Source organism: Flavobacterium marginilacus, from assembly GCF_026870155.1.
In the GTDB taxonomy this organism is placed as follows: Bacteria; Bacteroidota; Bacteroidia; order Flavobacteriales; family Flavobacteriaceae; genus Flavobacterium; species Flavobacterium marginilacus.
Map to the genome: position 1 here is coordinate 4,109,899 of NZ_CP113975.1, position 26,386 is coordinate 4,136,284.

Sequence of the window (26,386 nt, forward strand, 5' to 3'; positions counted from 1 at the left end):
CTTGGAAAATTTGTGCCTAATGGAAAAAACTCCCTTCTTTAATCCTAAACCTCTTGTAGCAAAAAAAACGTCAGGCTATGAAAAAACTAAGTCAAAAAGAGAACCTATTCGGATACCTGTCGGAAAAAAAATTCGCACACAGACAATTCTAAAAGCCTTTTTTTGAGTTTATTCACAGACTGACGTAGCGGTCAACTTAGTTAGAATCTCGTAAGCTCAATAACTTAATAAAACAAATGAAAAACTCAGTTTTAATATTTTTATTATTACCACTATACATTTCATCGATAAATTGTTCATACGGACAAAAACTTGACAGAGATAAATTAGCAAAAAAAGTTGTATTGTCCTTACAACAATCTGACGTAAATACTTTAATCAATCTAGTACCTTCTATATCTGAATATGAAAATGCGATTAAAGTACAAAGAAGTTATAGCAAAATTAAATTTAAAAAAAGTCTCAATGAAGAGGCAAAATTATCACAAATAGAGGAACAAAAAAACATTGAAGGCCGTTATGAAGATTTGGCAGGCGAATATTGTAGGGGCAAGAAAAACCCTAAATGGAATACTGCTGCAATTAATAAAATAATTTATGAAACTGAAAATAATACTGGCAATAGTTATTCAGCAATATTAGTAGAATTAATCGATTCAAATGATAATGAGAAATATTATCTAGAAATAGAGGCAATTCTAACCAATAAGGGATGGAAAATATTTGACGATATTATGATTGTTGAGGATAACATTGAAAAAAGAATTAACGAAAAAAATAAAAGAGGAAATTAAAAAAAGTCGAACCTCTAAAAGCAGTTCACAATCCGATCGATCGGATATGAATTAATTTTCTCGTTACATATAGGCGGCATTGCATTTCGTGTCCTCAAAATAGCGCAGGTCATTATAACAAATAACCTCTCTTTAGCAATTATTACGAGTCTCTTTTGGCTTATAAAAATCAAATTCAATAATATATAAGTAAGTTTTTTAGCATAAACATATTTTTTTGTAAATAACTACTACATTAGTATTTAAATTTTAACAGAAATAATATGTCAAACTTAACAAACAACCGCTTAAACATTACTGCAACGGCGGCACAGATTACAGCTGTAAAAACAGCCCTTCAAACAATCAATACCAATTTACCTTTTTTGGTAGGATTAACTACCGAGGAACGCATCGCGTTACCAACTATAGATGTAAACAACAAAGCTTTTACCGAAGATGCCATTGCAGCAGGAGTTAACAATAACAGCTTATTGCCATCGTATATTTCGGTGCCAAATATGGTAAACGACTTAACACTGTTTGGACAATTGGACGAAATCATTGGGCTTGTTAATCAATTGCAGGAAAAACTGGGAGACACCCAGCTTTTGGCGGGCAGCGAAGCCTATTCCTCGGCACTTATGCTGTATAAACTTTTTGGCTCAGCTTCGGGGGCCGGTGTTGCAGGTACAGATACTATTGTAAATCAGCTGAAACAGCGATTCGCTAATCAAGGAAACAAAGGAGCCACTCCAACCAGCCAGCCAGTACCTGCAGCATAGAACTGAAAACTTAGTATCACAAAACTTCGTGAACCTCACGAAGTTTTTTTATAACTACAATCGTACTCATTTATTGAAAAAACAGTTCTTATTTCCATCCACAATAAGATTTGAAGCAAGTTTAACCTGTTTAAAGAACAAGTTAAACTAGTCCTGAAAACTATTAAAACTTGCATTATAAACCAGTGATATTAGCTTTTAAAAACAATGTAACTTGTTCATAAAACAAGTTACACCATTCATTGAAACCAGCATATCTTGTTTATTAAACAAGTTAAAACATCCTTTAGAAACAGTGACACTTGTTCATATAGCAAGTTATAATAGTACTTAATACCACTAACAACAACAAAAAAAGTAATAATAACCCTATTTGTTTACTTATGACATCAAACAGACCAAAATATCAAGCTATTAACGAAGAGCATTATCCAATCAATGGTAATATGACCAAATATCACCTCAGCAGTAATAAACTGAACAAAACGCAGGTTGCCAAAGACATGAACATATTGCCAACCACCTTATACAAATATTTTAAACAGGATTCATTGCAACTGGGCATTTTGTGGAAACTGAGTAAAGCGGTGAATCATAATTTTCTGGCTCAAATGAGTGAATACCTGCAGATTCCATTTGAAACCCAAGCCGAAAAGAAGCTCAAAGCACAGCTAGCCGAAAAAAATGAATTGATAAATAAAATGGAAGTGCAGCTGGCGATTTATGAAAAAATAGTGATGAAGTAATAGCTAATAAATATTGTCAAATCCGTATCGGGAGTATGTATACAAATACTATGGAATGATTTTATATTAGCGTAGATAAAGCCTGAGGCAATGATAACAGCTGGCAGATAGTATGGAAATATTAAAAAATAATATGACTATCGTTAATTAATAACAAACAGATTGAATTAGCCACAGATTAACACGGCATTCGCTTTTAAAAGTTTCTGACACGAATTACACTAATTTGCACGAATTAAGATTGCTATTTAATTACACAAAATATTCGAAACTGTAAAATTTGATTTCAATTTTGATAAGAATTAGTGTTAATTGGTGAAATGCGTGTTTATCTTTTTTTAAATGCGAATGCCGTGACTGATTAAAAAGATTTACACAGATTTTAAAAAAAAATAGTAATGAAATCTGTGAGAATCTGTGTAATCAGTGGCAAAAAAAATACATGGTATTAAACTTTTGCAGTATTTAGTACACTTTGTACAATAAATAAAAACGCCATTTCATTATTAAATCATCACTACAATACAGCAAACAACTGTTAAAACACAAATAAACACGTAATACTTCTGCTTTTTTTCAAGATTAATCAAATAAATATTCTAATTTAGTTGGTATAAACCAAATCAAAATGAGAAGAACTCTGCTATTATTATTTTTGAGTGTTTTTTTACCCAAAATTCATGCTCAAGACTATTTCCCAAACAGTGAAAGTGTGCAAAATAAAAACAACAATTACACCGCTTTTACAAATGCTAAAATTTATGTCTCCCCTACTCAAATCATTGAAAAAGGAACCCTGCTGATTCAGAACGGAAAGATTGCTGGAACAGGAAATACTCTTACAATCCCAAAAAACTGTACCATAATTGATCTTAAAGGAAAATTCATTTACCCTTCCTTTATCGATATTTACACAAATTTTGGTATCGAAAAACCCAAAAGAAATTTTAACAATAGCGATGGTCCTTTGTACAATACCAAAAGAGTGGGGTACTACTGGAACGAAAGTATCCGTTCTGAAATAAATGCGTATGAAACATATAAATATGATCAATCAAAAGCTGAAGAATTTTTGAAAGCAGGTTTTGGAGTTGTACTCACCCATTTCCCTGATGGTATTGCCCAGGGATCTGGAGCTTTAATCGCTTTGAACAATACTGTAAGCACTAACCGTGTGCTGTCCGGCAAAATAAGCAACCAGCTTGCTTTTACAAAAAGTGCATTAACAAACCAGGCCTATCCAACTTCATTAATGGGAAGTATGGCATTGCTTCGTCAGATGTATCTGGATATGAATTGGTATAAAAATGGCAATTCAGCCACCAAAGATATATCGCTTGAAGCTATGATTGAAAATCAAAAACTGGTTCAGATTTTTGATGCCGGTGACAAATTAAACAGTCTTCGCGCAGCAAAAATCGGAAAAGAATTTGGCATCAATTACATTTTAAAAGGAGCCGGAAATGAGTTTGAAAGAATTGACGAAATCAAAAAAACAGGTTCTAAATTCATTATTCCAATTAATTTCCCTGAAGCTTATGATGTATCCAATCCTTATCTGGCCAGCCAGATGGAATTATACGATTTCCGCTTTTGGAATCAGGCCCCTACAAACCTAAAAACATTATCAGATAATGGTATTGTATTTGCCATAACCACAGACAAATTAAAAAAAACAGACGATTTTAGACCCAACTTACTAAAAGCAATAAAATATGGTTTGGACAAAACCAAAGCATTAGAATCCTTAACAACTATTCCTGCTTCCCTATTAGGAAAAAGCGATGAGATAGGGAGTTTAAAAAATGGAAGCCAGGCCAATTTCATTATCACCTCAGGCGAAGTATTTGAGGAGAAAACTATTATTCACGAAAACTGGGTACAGGGCACCAGATATACAGTGACCGAAATTATTCCAAATGACATCCGCGGCAATTATGACCTGACCATTGCCAATGAAAAATACAAAATGAAAGTTGAAGGTGAACTGGCTGATCCAAAAACTGAAATCACAACTACTGATGCTAAGAAAGTTAGTACGAAATTCACAGTTGCAGACAACTGGATAACAGCTTTAATAAAATCAAAAGATACGGTCAATCCAAATTTTACCCGATTAACCGGATTTATCGAGAATACTGCTGCACTTTCTGGAAAAGCAATCATGGCCGACGGGAATGAAAGTACTTGGTCTGCGGTAAAAACGTCTCCTTTTGTTATTAAAAAGGATTCTGCAAAAGTGGACAAACCAAATCATATTATTCCGGTAACGTATCCAAACACTGTCTTTGGAAATGTACAAAAACCAACACAACAGACATTATTATTCAAAAACGCCACTGTTTGGACCAATGAAAAAGAAGGAATTCTTGAAGAAACTGATGTTCTAATAAAGAATGGAAAAATAGCCGCTATAGGAAAGAATTTATCTGATGCTTCTGCAGCTACGATTGACTCAAAAGGCAAACATTTAACCTCAGGTATTATTGATGAACACTCGCATATTGCCATTTCTTCGGGTGTAAATGAGGCAGGACAGAACTCTACTGCCGAAGTGACCATTCAGGATGTAGTAAACTCTGAAGACATAAATATTTATAGAGATTTAGCCGGAGGCGTTACTACTTCCCAATTATTGCACGGTTCAGCAAATCCTATTGGAGGCCGTTCCGCTATTGTAAAATGGAAATGGGGATTATCCGCAGATGAAATGCTGTACAAAGACCAGCCTAAATTTATCAAATTTGCTTTGGGAGAAAATGTAAAACAATCAAATTGGGGAATAGACAATCCAACAAGATTTCCTCAATCCAGGATGGGTGTAGAACAGGTTTTTACAGATTATTTTCAAAGAGCCAGAGAATATGAAGCTGCATGGAAAAATTACAATGCAAGTTCCAAAAAAGATAAAAACAAAGCACCTAGAGTTGACTTAGAAATGCAAACCCTAGTCGAAATCCTAAATAAGGAACGTTTTGTTACCTGTCATTCCTATGTTCAATCTGAGATTTTAATGCTGATGCAGACAGCAGAGAAATTCGATTTTAGGATAAATACGTTCACTCATATTCTGGAAGGCTATAAAGTTGCCGATAAAATGAAAGAACACGGCGTAGGAGCCTCCACATTTGCAGACTGGTGGGCATATAAATTTGAAGTAAACGATGCTATTCCTTATAATGGACCAATTCTTCACAATCAGGGAATAGTTGTAGCCTATAACTCAGATGATGCTGAAATGTCAAGACGATTGAATCAGGAAGCGGCCAAAGCCGTTAAATATGGTAATATTTCCGAAGAAGAAGCTTGGAAATTCGTCACTTTGAATCCAGCTAAATTATTGCATCTAGATGACAAAATAGGAAGTATCAAAGTTGGCAAGGATGCCGATGTTGTATTATGGAACAACAATCCTCTTTCTATTTATGCCAAAGCAGAAAAAACAATCATCGAAGGTGCTGTTTATTATGATCTGCAAAAAGACGAGGCTCAACGTATCGCAAATTCCAATGAGAGAAATGAATTAATTGCACAACTGCTATTGGAAAAAAACAAAGGAATGATCACTCAAGAGCCGAAAAAGACAGACAAAAAATTATACGATTGTGATACATTAGAACAATAAAAACATGAAAATAAAACACACCTATAAAGTGACCGTATTATTGGTATTTCTTTTATCAATAACTACAAAAGCACAACAGATACCAGCACCAAAACAAACAAAATCCATATTAATACTCAATGCCACCGCCCATTTAGGTAATGGAAAAGTCATAGAAAACAGTGCAATTGGATTTAAAGACGGAAAACTTATTTTAGTTGCTGATGCTGCTGCCATACGCATAGCAAAAGACGCTTATGACACTACTATTGATGCCAGCGGAAAACACGTTTATCCAGGATTTATTGCTCCAAACTCCACTCTGGGACTAGTAGAAATTGATGCCGTGAAATCATCCGATGATGAGGATGAAATTGGCCAGTTTAATCCACATGTGAGAAGTATTATCGCTTATAATTCCGAATCAAAAGTGATTGAGACTGTTCGTCCAAATGGAATATTATTAGCTCAGATTACCCCAAGAGGCGGACGCATATCCGGTACTTCATCTATTGTTCAGCTGGATGCCTGGAGCTGGAGAGATGCCATACTAAAAGAAAATGACGGAATACACCTTGAATTCCCAGCCAGTTACAAAAAAAGCGGCAGCTGGTTTGAGCCTGGAGTTAGTGAACCTAACAAAGATTATAAAAATCAAATAGAAGAAATTAATTCGTTTTTATCCAATTCAAAAGCATATTCTTTAGATACACCCAAAGAGAAAAATCAGATTTTAGAGGCTGCAAAGGGCTTATTTAATGGATCTCAGACATTATATATCCATGCAGATGAAGAAAAACAAATTATTGATGCAGTTCAATTAGCAAAAAGCAATGGAATTCCCAAAATGGTTATTGTAGGCGGCTATGAAGCTTATAAAACCAGTGATTTACTTCAAAAAAACAATATTAGTGTTCTTTTAAGACGTGTACATGATATGCCTGAGAAAGCTGATAATGATATTGATCTGCCATATAAATTGGCAAAAATATTAACAGACAAAGGAATTTTAGTTGGTTTGGAAAATAGTGGTGATCACGAAAGAATGAATACCCGAAATTTACCTTTTCTTGCTGGTACTTGTGCCGCCTACGGTTTGGATAAGGAAACAGCTTTAGAGTTAATAACATCCAATACTGCAAAAATTTTAGGAATTGATACTTTATGCGGAACATTGGAATTGGGTAAAGATGCTACTTTATTTATTTCAGAAGGTGATGCTTTGGATATGAGAACCAATAAATTGACGCAAGCATTCATTCAAGGGAGAGCAATCAGTTTAGAGACTCATCAAAGTGCTTTAAACAAAAAATTCAAAGGAAAATACAATCAACTGTAATTGAATTCTAAAAAACATTAATTAAACAACGACATTTATGAAAATAAAATTCACTAAACTTATTCTTATTATGCTGGGTATTGCCAGTACTCTAGTCAGCTGCAATTCGAATAAAAAAGAAAATAACGGTAATACGACAGATAAGAACTTTACGGCTTTTGAAACTGATTTTTTAGATGCTTATTGGAAACAATATCCTTCAGGCTCTATAGGTGTAGGTTATGGCAAATATTATGACAAATTGGTGGTGCCTAATGCTGCCACTTTTGCAGATAATGTTTCTTTCTCAAAAAAATGGTTAGCCGATTTAGCTTCTTTGGACTATAATCAGCTGAGCGATAATAATAAAATCAGCAGTAATATCATCAAGAATCAATTGGAAAGCGATATTTGGTACACTACCGTTTTTAAACAACAGGAATGGGATGCTTCTGTCTATAATATCAGCGGCTCTTGTGATTACATCATTAACCAGCCGTATGCATCACTAGATGAACGATTGAGAATACTAACCAAGTATCTGGAAAACTCTGATGCTTTCTACAAAGCTGCCTTAGAGAATTTAAAACAACCAACCAAAGAACATTTGGAAATGGCTGTCAGCCAAAACAAAGGCGGATTAGGAGTATTTGGCAAATCACTCACAGATTCTATTGCAGCTTCCCATTTGACTGTAACCGAAAAAGAAAGTTTGCAAAAAAACATCATTAAAGCAACCACTGCAATGAAAGGTTATGTAAGCGGTTTGGAAAAAATAGGTGCTGATAAAAATTTTAAATTCAAAGATTACCGCATCGGTAAAAAACTGTTTGCTGAAAAATTCAAATACGATTTAGCAACTGATTTTACTCCAGAACAGATTTATGCAAAAGCGATTGCTGCCAAAAAATTCTATCATAACAAAATGTATGTTACTGCAAGTAAGGTATGGACGAAATATTATCCAGCTCAAACCAAACCAAAAGACAGTTTAGAAGTAATCAGGATGGTTTTAAGCAAAATGCAGCTTAACCATCCTACTCCTGCTAATTTTTATAAATCACTGAAAGACCAAGTAACTCAATTGAAAAAGTTTATCATTGAAAAAAAATTATTCGACTTTGATACTGTTTCTCCTCCAATCAAGGTGAGATACATGCCAGAATATGCCAGAGGTTTTGCTTTGGCTAATGCTGAATTTATTCCTCCTTACCAAAAAAAAGGAACAACATATTACAATATAGACGACCTGACTCAATATACTCCAGCAAAGGCCGAAAGTGCTTTGTGCGAAACCAATTCCTACTCTTCGCAGATATTATCCATACATGAAGCGGTTCCAGGACATTGCTTACAGGGAATTTACAATAACAAAAAATCTCCAGATGTATTACGTTCTGTTTTCCAAAATGGTGCTATGATTGAAGGTTGGGCAGTATATTGTGAAACAATGATGATTGATGAAGGCTGGGGTAATCATCAGCCAGAAATTGAATTAGCATTAGGAGTCTGGAAACTTCGAGAATTGGGTAACGTTATCATCGATTATGATATTCAATGTTTAAACAAATCAAAAGAAGATATCGTAAAACTGTTATCAAAAGAATGTTTTCAAACCGAGCAGCAGGTTGAGGAAAAATATCATCGTGCTACGGTTTCTCAGGTGCAGCTTTGCTCTTACTATAGTGGTTCTACAGCCATTCAACAGCTTAGAGATGATTATCAAAAGAAAATGGGCAATAAATACAGTTTAAAAGATTTTCATGAGACATTCCTAAGTTTTGGCAGTTCTCCTGTAAAATATATTCGTGAACGAATGTTAAAATAGTTATCAAATAAACATTTAGACAATTACACAAAATGACCTCGCTTTAAATATTTAGAGCGAGGTTTATTTTTATTTCAGTTGCATCTGCAATCAAAAAACAGTCTTCCTGTTAAACAATACCCCACAATAAACCAGTAAAATTATCGCAAAACAATTTATACATACACCACATTATCAAATACATATAATTCAATATTCCAAAACATTTTTTATTATATTTGAATAATCGAAACAAAGATTAGAATAATATGCAGTCAGAATTTCCATTTCTCCCAACTAGTGAAAAAATAGCATGTCCAAATAAATTGTACTCTAAAAATGAATAAGGATACTAAAGAATATAACGACAAACAAACTGAAACTGACAAAGCAATTTGTGACCTGATTGCCACTGCTATTGACAGCGAACTAACCGAAGCCGAAAATAAAATCTGGCATGCCATCCCAGTTTGGTTCATCGACGGAAATCCAATTGTAGGCTACGGCAAACTCAAAGACAGCTTACGGCTTTTATTTTGGAGCGGTGATACTTTTGAAGAAGAAAAACTTCAAAAAGAAGGAAAATTTAAGGCTGCTGATATCCGCTATACTTCCGCAGACCAGGTTAATTTAGATGATCTGTCCCGCTGGCTGAAAAAATCAAGAGAAATTCAATGGGATTATAAAAACATTATAAAACGTAAAGGACATCTGGAAAGGTTAAAATAAAAAAACTAACTCAAAAAGATTTTCTAAAATCCCAAAAGACATTCCTATTGATACTTTTCATATTGGCAAAACCGTTGTACTCTTCACTTCTGAAATAATAAAAAAACTGTTTATCAAAGATACTTCCGGCAAAATGGATAATTTCATCTGATGAAAATGATGATAACTTTCCATGTCTGGCAGCACAATTTTGAGCATATAATCAAAACTACCCGAAACAAAATTACATTCAACAACCTCAGGTAAATCTAATATTGCACGATTAAAACTATCCGAAATATCAAACGTCTGTTTCACCAAAGTCACCTGGCAATAAACAGTGAGGTTTTTACCTAGTTTTTTCTTGTTCAATATAGATACATAACGTTCAATAACACCCTCTTTTTCAAGACGTTTAACTCTGTCATGAACTGGAGTGAGCGAAAGATTTATTTGATTCGAAATGTCTTTTAATGTCAAATGTGCATCTTCCTGCAGGAGACGAAGTATTTTTCTGTCATTTTCATCTAAAATCATAACAAAAACAAATTTTATAAATTAATTTATAACAAAATAATCCGATAAATTTTCTTTTTAATATTCATAAAACTGCCAAATAAAGAATTATTTCATGCTAAAATACTAAATAAAAATAATATTTTCTTATTTTAACATCCATTAAACAAAATTTTTCTTTATCTCCTAAATTTGTAATGTAATATTAAATCAACCACTTAAAACATAAGTTATGATAATCGGTGTTCCTAAAGAAATTAAGAATAATGAAAATCGAGTTGCCCTAACTCCAGCAGGTGCTGCTGAAATGATAAATAATGGACATAGCGTTTATGTTCAGGCAGCCGCAGGCGAAGGAAGCGGTTTTGCCGATGAAGAATATACTGCTGCCGGCGCTGTTATTTTACCGACGATTGAAGAGGTTTATGCAATCGCTGAAATGATTATCAAAGTAAAAGAGCCAATCGCTTCAGAATATCCTCTTATCAAAAAAGACCAGTTACTTTTTACATACTTCCACTTTGCATCATCAGAACCGCTAACTCACGCAATGATTGAGCGTCAGGCCATCTGTCTGGCATATGAAACTGTTGAAAAAACAGACCGCAGTTTGCCGTTATTAGTTCCAATGTCTGAAGTTGCAGGGCGTATGTCTATTCAGGAAGGTGCGAAATATTTAGAAAAACCATTAAAAGGAAGAGGAATTCTTCTTGGCGGTGTTCCAGGTGTTCCTCCGGCAAAAGTATTAGTACTAGGCGGAGGTATAGTAGGAACTCAAGCTGCAAAGATGGCCGCAGGTTTAGGAGCTCAAGTCACTATTATGGATGTAAGCTTACCTCGTTTACGTCAATTAGATGATATTATGCCTGCTAATGTTACGACTATAATGTCTAACAGTTATAACATTAAAAAAGCAATTACAGATACTGATTTAATCATTGGAGCTGTATTGATTCCTGGTGCTAAAGCGCCACATCTTATTAAACGCGACATGCTAAAATCTATGCGTCCGGGAACCGTTCTTGTTGATGTAGCCGTGGATCAAGGAGGATGTATTGAAACCTGCTCCCCTACCACTCACGAAAACCCAACTTTCATTATTGACGATATTGTACATTACTGCGTGGCAAATATGCCAGGCGCAGTTCCTTATACTTCGACACTTGCACTTACTAATGCTACTTTGCCTTATGCAGTACAATTGGCAAACAAAGGATGGCAGAAAGCCTGTGCCGAAAACGAAGAACTAAAAAAAGGATTAAACATTGCCAACGGAAAAATCCTTTATAAAGGAGTTGCCGAAGCTTGGAATCTTCCTTTTAATGAAGAGTTAGTATTAGAAAACGCAGTTTGTTAATATTAAATAAGTGCTTACTACGCAGGAAAAACCCGTTTTGAAGAACAAAACGGGTTTTCTGTTTTTAGTCTGATTATAATTTGAAGCAGAAAACATTAGACTTATTCAGCAATTTACAAATAGTAAAAAGAAACAGCAAAAACAGTCAAAAACAAAAAAATCCGCCACTAGAGACGGATTCCTATATCATATTTAAAAACAGCAATCTATTCTCTGAAATCTGAATACTATTCCTTAGGTTTAGTCAAATAATACACTGGAATACCTGTCAGCATAATCAATACTCCCCATCCGCAGGTAGAAAATTTAGTAAGCAGTAATCCAATACAAATTGCAATCGCTACAATTATATACACAAGCGGCAAGAATGGATATCCAAAAGCTTTGTAAGGTCTTTCAGCCTCCGGCATTTTCTTTCTGAGAATAAAGATTCCGTAAATTGTAAGTATGTAAAAAATCAATACGATGATAATTACAAAATCAAGCAGATCACCATATTTTCCAGTCAAACATAATACCGATGCCCATACACACTGCACCCATAAAGCCCATGCTGGAACGCTTGCCTCATTAAGATTGGCTGCTTTCTTTAAAAACAAACCATCTTTAGCCATTGTGTAATACACTCTGGCTCCTGCCATAATCAGTCCGTTATTACACGCAAAAGTCGAAATCATAATCATCAGGGCAATTATAATTGTCCCCATATCCCCAAAAGTATATTGAGAAGCAACGACCGCAACTCTGTCAGATTTTGCTGTGGCAATTTCCTGCATTGGAATAACTGCCAGATACATCAAATTCGTTAATATATAAATAATAGTTACAATCAATGTACCTAAAAACAAACTTAAGCCAACATTGCGTTTTGGATTTTTAATTTCTCCTGCAATAAAAGTTACTCCCACCCAAGCATCACTGGAAAATAAAGAACCAACCATTGCTGCCGAAATTCCAGTCAGCAAAGCTGTTCCGCCAATAGAACTCCAAGATTCACTGTCAGCATCAAAAGCTCTTGAACCCCATGTATCAGCCCAGTTAGCATTCCAAATATCCGATTTGGCAGCCAAAATAAATCCGAAGATGATTAATCCAAACAATGATAAAATTTTAATTATCGTCAAAACCGTCTGAAGAATTTTGCTGTTTTTCACCCCGCGGCTATTTACATAAGTCAACAAAACAATGGTTATTATCGAAACGATTTGTGCTGCATTCAGTTTGAAAGCACCCAGCTCATACAAAACATTTTCATCACTTAAAGGCGGATATAAATAGGCCGAAAATTTAGAAAATCCTACACCTACAGCAGCAATAGTTCCAGTTTGAATTACAGCAAAGAAACTCCAGCCGTACAGAAAAGCGATTAACTTATTGTAAGCTTCTTTTAGGTAAACATACTGCCCTCCAGCATTAGGAAACATAGCACTCAATTCTCCGTAACTAACAGCAGCGATCATCGTAATTAAGCCCGAAATAAGCCATATCAGTATTAACCAGCCCGCAGATCCAACTTGTCTTGCGATATCTGCACTCACAATAAATATCCCAGAACCTATCATCGACCCTACGACAAGCATAGTTCCGTCTAATAATCCGAGTTCTCTTTTAAATTCTCCTGGTTTGTTTTCTTCCATTTTTTTGGTTTATTTTTTTGGTTGGCTAAAGATATACTTTTTTTTGAAAATGGCTAATACTAGTATCTATACTCAGAAAAAGATTAAATCCTAAAAACAAAAAACCCTTAAGTTTCCTTAAGAGTTTTGATAAATTTATTTTTAAAAGCTATTTAAGTATCCGGTTCACCTGTGCAAAATTACGGTGATAATACGGCTCTTTTGTAGAAGAAATAATTACTCCTGAATGTGTCGAAGAATGGATAAATTTTATTTCATCTTCATTAACTTCTATAACCATTCCCACATGATTAATATGACGTCTTCCGTTAGTTTTAAAGAAAATCAGATCTCCTTTCTGTGCATTTTCATCATCAATCTTTTCACCAATTGCAGATTGTTCAATGGAAGATCTTGGCAGTTTTATATCAAATGCACCAAAAGTAGAATACATGAAACCTGAACAATCGAATCCTGCAGTTGTAGTCCCTCCGCTTCTATATCTGGTTCCTATCTTATCTGATGCTGACTGAATGATTTGAGCAATCAGGTCTTCATTTGCAATAGTCAGCCCTGTAGTTGTAGTGTCAGCTTGTTTTTCAGATTGAACTAAAGCAGTTCCATCTTCTTTTTTTATTTGATTCTCGACAGCGTTATTAGGAACCTGAATACTTAATTTTGCACCAACTTCTAATTTTTGCTTAATGGCAGGATTCTGTTTTTCTAATGCTGCTACGGTTATGCCATATTTTTTTGCAATTCCATATTTAGTTTCTTTAGTCAAAACTTCATGAATGATTTCAGAAGTTGGAACTTGAGATTCTTCAATTGTAATCTTCTCCTTATTTTTATTTTCAGCTGGAACAATTTCTTTTTTTTCAGCCGCTGCAACCGGAAGAGTTTCTGTTTCAGACTTAGTTTCTTTTACAGCTAACTCTTTTGATGCCGATTTTCCATTACTAGGAATCACAATTACCTGACCTAGACTTAAGCCCTTCTTCCCTATTTTAGGATTGGCATCCTGCAGTTCTTTCAAGGTTATACCGTACTTCTTTGCGATTGCATACAAAGATTCTTTTGGTTTCACTATATGCGTTAAAGATTCCGTATTTTCAGCAGTTTCTTCTGCCTTTGAATTAGACAAATCGGCTATTTCTTTCTTGGTTAAATTTGATGGAATATTAATAGTCTGTCCTATTTTCAATCCTTCTGTTTCTAATTTAGGATTTGCTTTGTAGAGCAGCTCAGTTGTAGTTTTAAATTGTTTTGTAATTCCGTATAATGTTTCTTTAGACTGCACCTGGTGAGTAATCTGAGTTATTTTTTCAGCATCGGAAACTGTCTGATCATTCTCTTTTTTCGATTCAGAATTTGGAATCAGTAATACCTGATTGAGATGCAGTGTTTTTTTAGCTTTGGGATTTAACTTATAAATTGAAGCAATCGAAACATTGTATTTTTGAGCAATACTAGAAATTGTTTCCCCTTTTACTATAGAATGCTGAATGTTATTATCTTGTGAAAAAACGCTTATACTGCATAAAAAAAAGGCTGTAACAATTAATCTTAAGTACTTCATCGTTCTTTATTTATTCCTCATTTTCAACAATACACACATTTTTTGAGGGGGTTATACTATTTGTGTGTCTGGTTTTCAACTTTTTTTTGAAGAATTACAAATATAACTTATTAAACAGAAACAAAAACTAAAAACAGGCTAAAATTCTTAAAAAAAATAAAAATATCAGCCTTTTATCGTTAATATTAACACAAAATTAAACACTTTAACCTTTTCATAAACTTTCTAAAATCGCTGCGTAATGAAATATTGTCCCCATGAGCACGAAGAAATGCCAAATAGTGTGAAAATAATTTTTGTCCCCTTTGATATAAAAAAATACTCCCACAGTATAACTCAATCCGCCTGCAAGAATCCACATAAATACCGAAAATGGAATTACGCCCCATAACGGTTTTATAACAAAAACAATCATCCAGCCCATCATTAAATACAATGCAACAGAAATAAACTTAAAACGGTCAATGTAAAAAATCTTAAAAAATGTCCCCAACAAGACTATCGACCACATTGTTCCTAAAAATAGCAGCGCCGTTTCCTTATTCAGATAAATAACCATGAGTGGCGAGTAAGTACCTGCAATCAGATAGTAAATACTGATATGATCGGCTATTTTAAGCAACTGTTTCGATTTTTGTTTTTGTACTAAATGATACAAAGATGAAAACAAATACACAAGCATCATTCCTATTCCGAAAACTATAACTGACGATTCTGTTATTAAATTGTGGTGTTCAGATGCTTTTGCAATAAGCAAAGGCATTCCTGTTAAACAAAATAGTATCCCCAGAATGTGTGAAATTCCGTTTGCTAATTCTTCTTTGCGGGTTTGGATTCTGGTTGACATCGTATTTATTTTTACACTTTTAATTTCAATAAAGATACGATTTCATCATTTAATTTCAAGCATACCGAAGCTTAAGCCACGGCATTCCCTTTTAAAAGTTTCTGACACGAATTACACTAATCTGCACGAATGAAGATTGCTGTTTAATTACACAAAATATTCGAAACTGTAAAAGTTGTAAAATTTGATTTCAATTTTGATAAGAATTAGTGTTAATTGGTGAAATTCGTATTTATCTTTTTTTAAATGCGAATGCCGTGAGCTTAAGCTTTAATATTTAGTTCTCAGATTACTCCTCTGTCAAGACTACAACAGTATTTCCATAAAATTCCATCAATTTATTCATATACATAACTTTTTACTTACACATTTAACAAAATATACAAAAATTGACAGAAAAAAACTATTTGAAAAAGTAAGAATAGTTTAGATTTGATTTTGTAAACTATTAGTACAATAACCATTAAAAAACTATTTTATGTCAAATTTGCTTAACAATCGCGTAAACGCCACTGCTACGGCAGCACAGGTAACGGCAGTCAAAGCCGCTTTCCAAACTATTCTAACCAATCTTCCGTTTCTGGTGGGGTTAACCGCCGACGAGAGAAAATCACTAAACACTGTTGATGTCGCCAACAAAGCGTTTACCGAAGATGCCATTAATGCGGCAGTAAACAACCCAACGCTTGTTCCGTCTTATCTTTCGGTGGCGAATATGCAAAATGATTTAACACTTTTTACGCAACTGGATGAAATCTCGGGTTTGGCCAACCAGCTTTGTGAGCGCATTGAAGACACCAAAATGCTGGCAGGCAGTGAGGCCTACAGTGTAGCACTGGCGCTGTACAAATCCTTTGGATCAGCAGCCGATGCCGGAGTTCAGGGAGCAGACAGCATCGTCGATCAACTCAAAAAACGTTTTGCCACTAGCGGCGGAAATGCCGTTACGGTACCGCCCGTACTACCAGCGGTGTAGCAAAACAATTTGCTTAAAAATAACCGCAATCGCCTCTTTTGAAATAAAAGAGGCGATTTTTTTGCCGTTCTTTTTTGTTATTCAAAAGCAATTGTATGTAGTTCGAACCAACAATATAGGTAGTTTAAACCTGCTTTATTGGTTCGTCGAACCAATAGAACAGCTAGTTTGCACCTATACTATATGGTATTAGAACCAATAAAGCATATAGTTTAAACCAATAGTATATGTAGTTCGAACCAACAGAATATGTAGTTTGAACCAATAAACCATGTAGTTCCAACCAACACTATTAGTGTTTAGCACTACTTTTTTAGAAAAACACTAGGTATTCCTAACCTTAAACACACAAAAGATGATATCGACCAGCAACAAATACAAGAATGGAAAAGGGGAACATTACCCAGCGATTGGCAATTTTATCCATTATCACATTACCCAGAATAAAATCAAGAAAGCCGATGTTGCCAGAGCACTAGGCATACTCCCTACGGGATTGAACGAATATTTCAAGAAAGAGTCCTTGCAGTTTGCCATTATATGGAAACTCAGTATGGCAATGAACTACAATTTTATTGCGCACTTGGGTGAATACCTGCCCTATCGTTTTGAAACCACTCGCGAAAAAGCCCTAAAAGAAGAACTTGCCCAGAAAGAGGCGCTCCTACAAAAAATGGAGATTCAGATGGAAACCCTGCGGGAAATGATTAAAAAATAACCTAAGTTAAATTGAGTTAAATCAACTATATTTGGGAAAACAAAACTGACGACTATTGAGCAAAGCCAGTCAAATAAAGATAGCTAAACTCAACAAATGAGTAAAAATTGAGTATATAAACTAGTTGTGTGCAATACTAAAAAAAACGAACATAAAACATATGGCAACATCAATCGGATTAACACTTCTTTCAATATTTAAAGACCCATTAATGAAATTAAGTAAAGGTTTCAAAGATGAATTTTTGCATATTTTCGATAATGGTTTACCAGAATACATTGATAATTTTTATGATAAATTTTCAAAAACTAAAACTTTTATTTATCGAGAAGAAAAAATTGATTTTTATGATATCTTCTTTCCTGTCAATATTAAAAATAAAAACGAAATTTTTGAAACTAACTCTGACCTAAAAAAAATTTTAAGTAAATATAATTTTATCACCTTGATTGGAAATGCAGGATCGGGAAAAAGTATGTTAATGAAACATATATTTCTTTCAACGGTTAATCAATCATATAGAATTCCTATCATAATTGAACTTCGAAATCTAACAGATTATCAAGGTAAAATTTATGACTACATAACAAGTATTTTGACAAAAAATGAATTAGCTAATTCTGAAAAATTAGTTGATAGAATTTTAAAAGAAGGAAATTTTATTTTTTTACTTGATGGTTACGATGAAATTTATTCTTCAGCAAAGGATAGAATCACTGTAGATATTGAGGAATTTGTCGACACATATAGTAAAAACACTTTTGTAGTAACATCAAGACCAGGATCTAATGCAGAATCATTACAACGATTTGATAATTTTTATGTACAATCTTTAAACAATAAACAAATAGAAAGTTTCATAAGATTACAATTCAAAAATTATGAAGATTTAGAATCTGTCGAGACAATTCTCTCTATCGTAAAAAAATCTGAAAATAAAGATTATAAAGAGTATCTTTCAAACCCTCTTTTATTATCGATGTTTATTTTCACATTTAATACTTATCCAGAATTGCCCAAATATAAGAGTAAATTTTATTCAAATGTTTTTGATACGCTGTGTACTAAACATGATGCCTTTACGAAAAAAGGATTTTGGTTACACGAAAGAAAATCAGGCTTAAAAAATGATGACTTTGAAAATATTTTAAAATGGTTTTCTTATGTAACTATTTTTAAAGGAAAATATAGTTTTGATGAAGAATACTTAAAGGAGAGACTTAAAAAAATACTTGAAAAACTAAAACTAAATTTAGAAATAGAGAATCTTATTTACGATCTAACGGTTTCAATTGCAATAATGATTCAGGACGGAACTGAATATACTTTTCCACATAAATCTTTACAAGAATATTTTACTGCTATTTTAATTAAAAGTCTAAATGAAGAGCAAAAATCTAAAGTTTATGGTGAAAAATTTCTTCAGCAACGCAAACATACAAATGGAGGTAATTTAAACCTCTATAAATTATGTTATGAAAATGATAAAATTTACTTTTCGAAGTTATTTTTAATTCCAAATACTGAAGATTTTATAAAAAGAGTTGATTCAACTAAACCAGATAAACTGACATTTAATTTATTGAAAGAATTTGGTATAAAATTTATGATTAACTCTGAAACAAATACAATAGGTGGTTACAGTGAAAAAAACTTAATTTACGATTCTTATTTAGCTTTTTTTCAACTAAAAAGTATTGTTACATCTTTCGAAGAACTGAATTCGTGTGTAAATCAATTAAAACTATCTTTCCAAGAAATGATAGAAATAAACAATGAAAAATACATACGATTTGATGAGGGAAGTGAAAAAGCTCAAATTGAAAAGTCTATTTATTTAAAAAATTGTGGAATTATTGATAAGTCATTAGTCTTTATGAAAGAATTGAAAAATGGTTTAGAAAAAGTAAAGAAAGATATTGCAGAGGAGAATGAAAATACCGAAGATTTATTAGATGTTTAAAAAAGTACTGTACTCAGAGAAGTTGTAAATAGTTATAACATTTTAGCAAATCAATACTCTGAAACAAACAGACAAAACCTTATAGCCAAGTTTAATGTGTTTTTTTCAATCTCATTTAATGCTTACAGAAAAGAAATTGTTTTAGAAAAGTTGGTAGAATAGCCCGAAAGCCCTTGATATGTCTCGGCAACGATAGCGCATAAATTTTTTCTGTGCCCGCAAAGAGCATCCGCAAACCTGATAGCCCTAATTTACAATCATAAGTGTTCGAAACCTGAGTTTATTATTGGCTTGCCTCCAGCTTCAGCTGGAGGATTGTGATTTTGAAACAATAAAAGGCTTTAGCCAAACAAAGCAGATGTTTTTTGGCTAAAGCCAATTTATCTCTGAATTTAGTAAACTCCAGCTAAAGCTGGAGGCAATTAAAATTCTTGTTCCGAACACTTATGATTGTAAATCCGCTATCGTACACAACAGTTTTTTATATAATCGAGCAATCAGATCAAAATTTTTCAAACCCTCTCATAAAAAAACTCCCAAGTTGCCTTGAGAGTTTCTACTATAAAAATTTTAAACGCTTACGCATTAGCCTCAGCAGCGATTAAGTTTAAGGCTGAACCAGCTTTGAACCAGCCAATTTGACTTGCATTATAAGTATGGTTTGCCAAGATTATTTCTTTGCTTCCGTCAGCGTGAACCAATTCCAAGCTTAATGGTTTTCCAGGAGCAAAATCAACTAAATCAATAAAGTTGATGGTATCGTCTTCCTGAATTTTGTCATAATCGGCTTCGTTTGCGAATGTTAATCCCAATAATCCTTGTTTTTTTAGATTGGTTTCGTGGATACGGGCAAATGATTTAACCAGAACAGCTTTTACACCCAAGAAACGAGGCTCCATTGCAGCATGTTCACGAGATGAACCTTCTCCATAATTATGATCCCCCACAACAACCGAAGGAATTCCAGCAGCTTTGTAAGCACGCGCCACAGCAGGAACAGCTTCATAAGTACCTGTCAATTGGTTTTTAACTGAATTTGCAGTCTGATTGAATGCATTGACAGCTCCAATCAGCATATTGTTAGAAATATTATCCAAATGCCCGCGGAAACGCAGCCATGGTCCTGCCATAGAAATGTGGTCGGTAGTACATTTTCCAAAAGCTTTAATCAATAATTTTGCTCCAGCAATATTTTTACCATCCCAGGCTTCGAATGGAGCCAATAACTGCAGACGGTCTGAAGTCGGACTTACATTTACCTGAACATTTGATCCGTCTTCGGCCGGTGCCTGAAAACCAGCATCCTCAACATCAAAACCTCTTTTCGGTAATTCGTCACCATAAGGAGCGATTAATTTCACTTCATCACCGTTATCATTAATCAATGTATCAGTCAGCGGATTGAAATCCAATCTTCCTGAAATTGCCAACGCAGCAACCATTTCCGGCGATGTTACAAAAGCGTGTGTATTTGGATTACCGTCAGCTCTTTTGGAGAAATTACGGTTGAATGAATGTACGATTGTATTTTTCTCTCCTTTGTCAGCACCAGCTCTATCCCATTGCCCGATACAAGGTCCGCAGGCATTTGTAAATACTTTAGTTCCCAATTTTTCGAAAGTGGCGATGATACCGTCTCTTTCGATAGTGTAACGAATCTGTTCCGACCCTGGATTGATACCAAACTCTGCTTTTGGAGTGATTCCATGCTCAACAGCTTGGTTTACAATTGAAGCCGCACGTGCCATATCTTCATACGAGGAGTTTGTACAGGAGCCAATTAATCCCCATTCTACTTTTATTGGCCAGCCGTTTGCTGCAGCTTCTGCTTTCATTTTAGAAACTGGTGTTCCGCGGTCTGGTGTGAAAGGCCCGTTGATATGCGGTTCCAATTCGGATAAATTAATTTCAATAAGCTGATCAAAATACTGTGATGGATTAGCATATACTTCTGGATCTGCGGTCAAATAAGAAGCAACTTTATCTGCAGCATCAACAACATCCTGCCGGCCTGTAGCAGCTAAATACCTGCGCATGGAATCGTCATAGCCAAATGTAGAAGTTGTAGCACCAATTTCGGCTCCCATATTACAGATAGTCCCTTTTCCTGTACATGACATGGAAGTAGCGCCTTCGCCAAAATATTCAACAATAGCTCCTGTCCCTCCTTTTACAGTAAGAATATCGGCTACCTTTAAAATAACATCTTTCGGAGCAGTCCAGCCAGATAGTTTTCCAGTTAATTTTACTCCGATTAATTTCGGAAATTTCAACTCCCAAGACATTCCGGACATTACATCTACAGCATCAGCACCTCCCACTCCAATAGCCAGCATCCCTAATCCGCCGGCATTTACCGTATGCGAATCCGTACCAATCATCATTCCTCCTGGAAAAGCATAATTTTCCAAAACAATCTGATGAATAATTCCTGACCCTGGTTTCCAGAATCCGATTCCATATTTATTTGAAACAGATGACAGAAAATCAAAAACTTCTTTCGACTGTGTATTCGCCACAGCTAAATCTGCAGAAGCACCGACTTTGGCCTGAATCAGGTGGTCACAATGGACCGTTGTAGGAACTGCCGCTTTAGATTTACCGGCATGCATAAACTGAAGTAATGCCATCTGAGCAGTTGCATCTTGGCAGGCAACTCTGTCCGGAGCAAAATCAACATAATCAATACCTCTTCCGTATGCCTGTTTAGCAGTTTCGTCCCAAAGGTGACTGTATAAAATTTTCTCCGTTAAAGTAAGCGGACGGCCAACTATCTCACGTGCCGCATCTACACGTAAAGGCATATCTGCGTACACTTTTTTAATCATTTCAATATCAAAAGCCATAAGATTTACAGTATTGTTAATTATTAATTTATTTTAAACCCTACAATTTACAAAAAATAGAGCAGTTATTAAACAAAAAGCCCGAGTTTATGACTCGGGCTTCTAAATTATGATAGAAAAATTATATTAACTATTCACTAACTGCTTGTGAGAAGGCGCAAACTTAGTCAAGTTGATACCATCAACAGCAGCAATATATTCTTCAATTGTTGGAGTTCTTCCAAGTACTGTTGACAGTACTACAACTGGAGTAGATGATAATAAAGACTCTCCTTTTTTAGCATCAGTATCTTCCACAACTCTTCCTTGGAAAAGACGCGTTGAAGTTGCCATTACAGTATCTCCTTTAGCTGCTTTTTCCTGGTTACCCATACAAAGATTACAGCCTGGACGCTCTAAATACAACATTTTTTCGTATTCAGTACGTGCTGCAGCTTTCGGTGCATTATCGTCAAATTCGAAACCTGAATATTTCTGTAAAACTTCCCAGTCACCTTCAGCTTTCAATTCATCAACGATGTTATAAGTAGGAGGCGCTACTACAAGAGGTGCTTTAAATTCTACTTTACCGTTTTGAGCTTCAATATTTTTAAGCATCTGAGCAAGGATTTTCATATCACCTTTGTGAACCATACAAGAACCAATAAATCCAAGATCTACTTTTTTATCTCCTCCATAAAAAGAAAGAGGTCTGATTGTATCGTGAGTATATCTTTTAGAAACATCAGCATTATTTACGTCTGGATCAGCAATCATTGGCTCTGCAATCACATCAAGATCAACAACAACTTCAGCATAATATTTAGCATTTGCATCTGGAGTTAAAGCTGGTTTTTCACCAGATTTAATCTCAGCAATTCTCTTATCTGCTTTATTAATCAATCCCTGAAGAACTTGATTGTGATTATCCATTCCTTTGTCAATCATAATTTGAATTCTGCTTTTCGCAATTTCCAATGATTCAATCAAAGTATCATCTTCAGAAATACAGATAGATGCTTTTGCTTTCATTTCCGCAGACCAGTCAGTAAATGTAAATGCCTGATCAGCAGTAAGAGTTCCAATGTGAACCTCGATAATTCTTCCTTGGAAAACGTTCTCACCACCAAATTGTTTCAGCATCTGAGCCTGAGTAGCATGAACCACATCACGGAAATCCATGTATTCTTTCATTTCTCCCTTGAAAGTCACCTTTACAGAATCCGGAATTGGCATAGAAGCTTCACCAGTAGCAAGTGCAAGAGCAACAGTTCCTGAGTCAGCACCAAAAGCAACACCTTTTGACATTCTCGTATGAGAGTCACCACCAATAATGATAGCCCAGTCATCAATTGTAATATCATTAAGAACTTTATGGATTACGTCCGTCATTGAGTGATAGACACCTTTTGGATCACGTGCAGTAATTAAACCAAAGTTGTTCATGAATTTCATCAATTTAGGAATATTTGCCTGCGCTTTTTTATCCCATACAGATGCAGTGTGACAACCTGATTGGTAAGCACCATCAAGGATTGGCGAAATCACAGTAGCCGCCATAGCTTCTAATTCCTGAGAAGTCATAAGACCTGTAGTATCCTGAGAACCTACGATGTTTACTTCTACACGAACATCAGAACCAGCGTGTAATATTTTACCCGGAGTAGTTCCTACAGCGTTTCTGTTGAAGATTTTTTCAACCGCAGTAAGACCTTGTCCTTCGTGAGAAATCTCTTTTGATGGAGCAAATACTAATGGAATATCAATTCCTAAAACTTTCGCTGCGAATGTTTGTAATTTTTTACCAAATACAATCGCATAAGACCCGCCCGCTTTAATGAATTCCATTTTTTGAGGAGTGAAAGCTTTAGCTATATCAATTAATTCTTTATCGCCATTGTATAATTTTTTAGTTTTTGTATTGATTGTTAAAACAGTTCCTGTAGCTACAGAATATGCCTGCTCTAAAACCGGCTCTCCGCTTTCGTTACGAACAACATTCCCTGATGCATCTGTTTTTTTAACCCAGTTTTTAAGATCAAGACCGATACCTCCGGTAACATCAACTGTTGTTAAGAAAATTGGAGAAATACCGTTTGTACCTCCAACAATCGGAGCAAAATTAACAAATGGAACGTATGGGCTTGCTTGTTTACCTGTCCAAAGTGCCACATTGTTTACTCCTGACATACGAGAAGAACCAACTCCCATTGTACCTTTTTCAGCAATCAGCATCACCGATTTATCAGGGTGCTGTGCCTGAAGTGCTTTAATTTCCTCCTGTGCCTGAGGAGTAATCATACATTTACCATGTAATTCACGATCTGAACGTGAGTGTGCCTGATTTCCTGGAGAAAGTAAATCTGTAGAAATATCACCTTCACCAGCGATAAAAGTTACCACCTTAATTTCTTCAGCAACTTCTGGAAGTTTAGTAAAGAATTCCGCTTTTGCGTAACTTTCTATAATTTCTTTAGCGATAGTATTACCGTTTTTGAATGCCTCTTTTAAACGATCTGTATCTGCATCATAAAGGAAAACCTGCGTTTTAAGAACTTCCGCAGCTTGTTTTGCAATAGCAGCATCATTTCCTAAAGCCAAATCAAGAAGTACTTCAATTGAAGGTCCGCCTTTCATATGTGACAACAATTCAAATGCAAAAGCAGGCGTGATTTCCGCTACTACAGATTCACCAAGAATAATTTCTTTTAAAAACTTAGCTTTCTCACCAGCTGCGCTAGTAGTTCCAGGCAAAGTGTTATAAATAAAAAATTTAAGAGAGTCTTCTCGATTAGCATTATCTAAATCTTTGATTTGTGCAATGATTTCACTTACCAATGCAGCATCGTCAATTGGCTTTGGGTGGAGTCCCTGAACTTTACGTTCTTCGATCTCCTTGATGTAGTCGCTATAAATATTCATAATTAAAGTCAGGTTAATGGCTCTTTTATTGAGTATTTCAATATTAAAGCCATAATAATTAAGTGTTTTTTATTTTTTTGTCCTGCAAATTTAATAATTAAAGATGATAATTTAAAGAAATTTAATAGATGTCCATTTTTCAAAAAAAATTATTGCAAAATAAATGATTTCACTGCGTTAAAATAAGAAATAAGCATGTTTAGTCTGTCAATTTTACAAATTCAATAATTCAGAAATGGATTTTAACAAAAAGAAAAACTATTGTTAAACAAAAAGTACCACATTCCCATTAGAATGCAGCACTTTTCAATAATCTATTATTTTTTACTTTTAAACAAGCTTTCCAATTATCATTTCCTCAGAAATTCCTTCGGCATCTGCTTTATAGTTTTTAATAATTCTATGTCGCAGGATACCAACTGCAACAGCTTTTACATCTTCTATATCCGGAGAAAATTTACCATGAAAAGCCGCATTTGCTTTGGCTGCCAAAATCAAATTCTGCGAAGCTCTTGGACCCGCACCCCAATCCAGATAATTTTTCACAAATTCATTAGACAGTTTATTATCAGGACGTGTTTTACTTACTAACCCAACTGCATATTCCACTACATTATCTGCAACTGGAATACGGCGGATCAAATGCTGAAAATCAATAATTTCCTGAGCAGTAAATAATGCATTCACCTTTGTATCGACATCTGCAGTAGTTCTTTTCACAACTTGCACTTCTTCTTCAAAAGATGGATACTCAAGTTTTATCGCAAACATAAATCGGTCTAACTGTGCTTCAGGCAATGGATAAGTCCCCTCCTGTTCTATTGGGTTTTGTGTAGCCAAAACAAAATAAGGCAGACTCAGTTTATGGTTTGCGCCAGCAATAGTAACCGAACGTTCCTGCATTGCTTCTAATAAAGCCGCCTGCGTCTTTGGAGGCGTTCTATTGATTTCATCTGCCAGAATAATATTTGAAAATATAGGCCCTTTAATAAATTTAAACTGCCTGTTTTCATCCAATATTTCACTCCCTAATATATCTGAAGGCATTAAATCAGGAGTAAATTGAATTCTTTTAAAATCCAGACCTAAAGCCTGCGCCAAAGTATTCACCAACAAAGTCTTAGCAAGTCCAGGAACTCCTACTAACAAGGCATGTCCTCCTGAAAAAATACATAGCAAAATCTGATCAACAACAGCTTCTTGGCCTACAATAATTTTAGATATTTCTTTTTTTAATTCATTACGCTTCTGAACTAAATTTTGTATCGCTGTTACATCCGACATTTTTATATTATTTTTTTTTAATTAAAAAAGAGTTAGTACTAT

At 34.7% G+C, this 26,386-nt stretch carries 18 protein-coding genes; 11 read left to right on the top strand and 7 right to left on the bottom strand.

Going from position 1 to position 26,386, the window contains the following annotated elements; genetic code table 11:
- Positions 1–236: 236 nt before the first annotated feature.
- The 7 genes from OZP07_RS17020 (at position 237) to OZP07_RS17050 (ending at position 9,762) form a co-directional block, all read left to right on the top strand.
- Entirely contained in the window at positions 237–794 is a 558-nt protein-coding gene (locus OZP07_RS17020) for a hypothetical protein (protein ID WP_281636048.1), read from the top strand.
- 263 nt (positions 795–1,057) lie between these two features.
- Entirely contained in the window at positions 1,058–1,558 is a 501-nt protein-coding gene (locus OZP07_RS17025) for a hypothetical protein (RefSeq protein WP_281636049.1), read from the top strand.
- Between the two features lie 383 nt (positions 1,559–1,941).
- On the top strand, positions 1,942–2,304 hold the full coding sequence (locus OZP07_RS17030; RefSeq protein ID WP_281636050.1) for a transcriptional regulator: 363 nt from the start codon (positions 1,942–1,944) through the stop codon (positions 2,302–2,304).
- Between the two features lie 628 nt (positions 2,305–2,932).
- Positions 2,933–5,929 (top strand): amidohydrolase family protein, encoded by a 2,997-nt coding sequence (locus OZP07_RS17035; protein WP_281636051.1) that lies wholly within the window; start codon positions 2,933–2,935, stop codon positions 5,927–5,929.
- Between the two features lie 4 nt (positions 5,930–5,933).
- On the top strand, positions 5,934–7,247 hold the full coding sequence (locus OZP07_RS17040; protein ID WP_281636052.1) for an amidohydrolase family protein: 1,314 nt from the start codon (positions 5,934–5,936) through the stop codon (positions 7,245–7,247).
- 37 nt (positions 7,248–7,284) lie between these two features.
- On the top strand, positions 7,285–9,054 hold the full coding sequence (locus OZP07_RS17045; protein ID WP_281636053.1) for a DUF885 domain-containing protein: 1,770 nt from the start codon (positions 7,285–7,287) through the stop codon (positions 9,052–9,054).
- A gap of 318 nt (positions 9,055–9,372) precedes the next feature.
- On the top strand, positions 9,373–9,762 hold the full coding sequence (locus tag OZP07_RS17050; RefSeq protein WP_194640783.1) for a DUF1801 domain-containing protein: 390 nt from the start codon (positions 9,373–9,375) through the stop codon (positions 9,760–9,762).
- 57 nt (positions 9,763–9,819) lie between these two features.
- Here OZP07_RS17050 and OZP07_RS17055 read toward each other — a convergent pair whose 3' ends face one another.
- The gene (locus OZP07_RS17055) at positions 9,820–10,278 is read right to left on the bottom strand and encodes an Lrp/AsnC family transcriptional regulator (RefSeq protein WP_115813425.1); all 459 of its coding nucleotides are present in this window, start codon (positions 10,276–10,278) and stop codon (positions 9,820–9,822) included.
- A gap of 211 nt (positions 10,279–10,489) precedes the next feature.
- On the opposite strand from OZP07_RS17055, the gene ald reads away from it, so the two are divergent.
- Positions 10,490–11,614: an alanine dehydrogenase gene (ald, locus tag OZP07_RS17060; RefSeq protein WP_281636054.1), complete on the top strand. Its 1,125-nt coding sequence runs from the start codon at positions 10,490–10,492 to the stop codon at positions 11,612–11,614.
- A 227-nt stretch (positions 11,615–11,841) separates the two neighbouring features.
- Here ald and OZP07_RS17065 read toward each other — a convergent pair whose 3' ends face one another.
- From OZP07_RS17065 to trhA, 3 genes are all read right to left on the bottom strand, one after another.
- Complete coding sequence (locus OZP07_RS17065; RefSeq protein WP_281636055.1) at positions 11,842–13,251, bottom strand: APC family permease; 1,410 nt, start codon at positions 13,249–13,251, stop codon at positions 11,842–11,844.
- Between the two features lie 148 nt (positions 13,252–13,399).
- Positions 13,400–14,809 (bottom strand): peptidoglycan endopeptidase, encoded by a 1,410-nt coding sequence (locus OZP07_RS17070; RefSeq protein WP_281636056.1) that lies wholly within the window; start codon positions 14,807–14,809, stop codon positions 13,400–13,402.
- 214 nt (positions 14,810–15,023) lie between these two features.
- On the bottom strand, positions 15,024–15,656 hold the full coding sequence (gene trhA, locus OZP07_RS17075; RefSeq protein ID WP_281636057.1) for a PAQR family membrane homeostasis protein TrhA: 633 nt from the start codon (positions 15,654–15,656) through the stop codon (positions 15,024–15,026).
- 478 nt (positions 15,657–16,134) lie between these two features.
- Here trhA and OZP07_RS17080 point away from each other — a divergent pair, with 478 nt between their 5' ends.
- From OZP07_RS17080 to OZP07_RS17090, 3 genes are all read left to right on the top strand, one after another.
- Positions 16,135–16,632, top strand: a complete 498-nt coding sequence (locus tag OZP07_RS17080) for a hypothetical protein (RefSeq protein ID WP_281636058.1) — start codon at positions 16,135–16,137, stop codon at positions 16,630–16,632.
- 355 nt (positions 16,633–16,987) lie between these two features.
- Positions 16,988–17,350, top strand: a complete 363-nt coding sequence (locus OZP07_RS17085) for a transcriptional regulator (RefSeq protein ID WP_281636059.1) — start codon at positions 16,988–16,990, stop codon at positions 17,348–17,350.
- A 160-nt stretch (positions 17,351–17,510) separates the two neighbouring features.
- Positions 17,511–19,313, top strand: a complete 1,803-nt coding sequence (locus tag OZP07_RS17090) for an NACHT domain-containing protein (RefSeq protein ID WP_281636060.1) — start codon at positions 17,511–17,513, stop codon at positions 19,311–19,313.
- Positions 19,314–19,891: 578 nt separating this feature from the next.
- Here OZP07_RS17090 and OZP07_RS17095 read toward each other — a convergent pair.
- The 3 genes from OZP07_RS17095 to OZP07_RS17105 all read right to left on the bottom strand — a co-directional run bounded on the left by OZP07_RS17095 (position 19,892) and on the right by OZP07_RS17105 (position 26,344).
- On the bottom strand, positions 19,892–22,159 hold the full coding sequence (locus OZP07_RS17095) for an aconitate hydratase (RefSeq protein ID WP_281636061.1): 2,268 nt from the start codon (positions 22,157–22,159) through the stop codon (positions 19,892–19,894).
- 126 nt (positions 22,160–22,285) lie between these two features.
- A complete protein-coding gene (locus OZP07_RS17100; RefSeq protein ID WP_281636062.1) occupies positions 22,286–25,060 on the bottom strand; it encodes a bifunctional aconitate hydratase 2/2-methylisocitrate dehydratase in 2,775 nt (924 codons plus the stop codon).
- Between the two features lie 330 nt (positions 25,061–25,390).
- Positions 25,391–26,344 (bottom strand): AAA family ATPase, encoded by a 954-nt coding sequence (locus OZP07_RS17105; RefSeq protein WP_194640774.1) that lies wholly within the window; start codon positions 26,342–26,344, stop codon positions 25,391–25,393.
- Positions 26,345–26,386 lie beyond the last annotated feature (42 nt).

Bases quoted from the DNA above. Each gene is read 5' to 3' on its own strand.
- OZP07_RS17035 (WP_281636051.1), top strand. From the start codon at position 2,933: ATGAGAAGAACTCTGCTATTATTATTTTTGAGTGTTTTTTTACCCAAA.
- ald (WP_281636054.1), top strand. From the start codon at position 10,490: ATGATAATCGGTGTTCCTAAAGAAATTAAGAATAATGAAAATCGAGTT.
- OZP07_RS17045 (WP_281636053.1), top strand. From the start codon at position 7,285: ATGAAAATAAAATTCACTAAACTTATTCTTATTATGCTGGGTATTGCC.
- trhA (WP_281636057.1), bottom strand. From the start codon at position 15,656: ATGTCAACCAGAATCCAAACCCGCAAAGAAGAATTAGCAAACGGAATT.
- OZP07_RS17065 (WP_281636055.1), bottom strand. From the start codon at position 13,251: ATGGAAGAAAACAAACCAGGAGAATTTAAAAGAGAACTCGGATTATTA.
- OZP07_RS17070 (WP_281636056.1), bottom strand. From the start codon at position 14,809: ATGAAGTACTTAAGATTAATTGTTACAGCCTTTTTTTTATGCAGTATA.
- OZP07_RS17085 (WP_281636059.1), top strand. From the start codon at position 16,988: ATGATATCGACCAGCAACAAATACAAGAATGGAAAAGGGGAACATTAC.
- OZP07_RS17100 (WP_281636062.1), bottom strand. From the start codon at position 25,060: ATGAATATTTATAGCGACTACATCAAGGAGATCGAAGAACGTAAAGTT.
- OZP07_RS17020 (WP_281636048.1), top strand. From the start codon at position 237: ATGAAAAACTCAGTTTTAATATTTTTATTATTACCACTATACATTTCA.
- OZP07_RS17050 (WP_194640783.1), top strand. From the start codon at position 9,373: ATGAATAAGGATACTAAAGAATATAACGACAAACAAACTGAAACTGAC.
- OZP07_RS17095 (WP_281636061.1), bottom strand. From the start codon at position 22,159: ATGGCTTTTGATATTGAAATGATTAAAAAAGTGTACGCAGATATGCCT.
- OZP07_RS17090 (WP_281636060.1), top strand. From the start codon at position 17,511: ATGGCAACATCAATCGGATTAACACTTCTTTCAATATTTAAAGACCCA.
- OZP07_RS17105 (WP_194640774.1), bottom strand. From the start codon at position 26,344: ATGTCGGATGTAACAGCGATACAAAATTTAGTTCAGAAGCGTAATGAA.
- OZP07_RS17025 (WP_281636049.1), top strand. From the start codon at position 1,058: ATGTCAAACTTAACAAACAACCGCTTAAACATTACTGCAACGGCGGCA.
- OZP07_RS17080 (WP_281636058.1), top strand. From the start codon at position 16,135: ATGTCAAATTTGCTTAACAATCGCGTAAACGCCACTGCTACGGCAGCA.
- OZP07_RS17055 (WP_115813425.1), bottom strand. From the start codon at position 10,278: ATGATTTTAGATGAAAATGACAGAAAAATACTTCGTCTCCTGCAGGAA.
- OZP07_RS17030 (WP_281636050.1), top strand. From the start codon at position 1,942: ATGACATCAAACAGACCAAAATATCAAGCTATTAACGAAGAGCATTAT.
- OZP07_RS17040 (WP_281636052.1), top strand. From the start codon at position 5,934: ATGAAAATAAAACACACCTATAAAGTGACCGTATTATTGGTATTTCTT.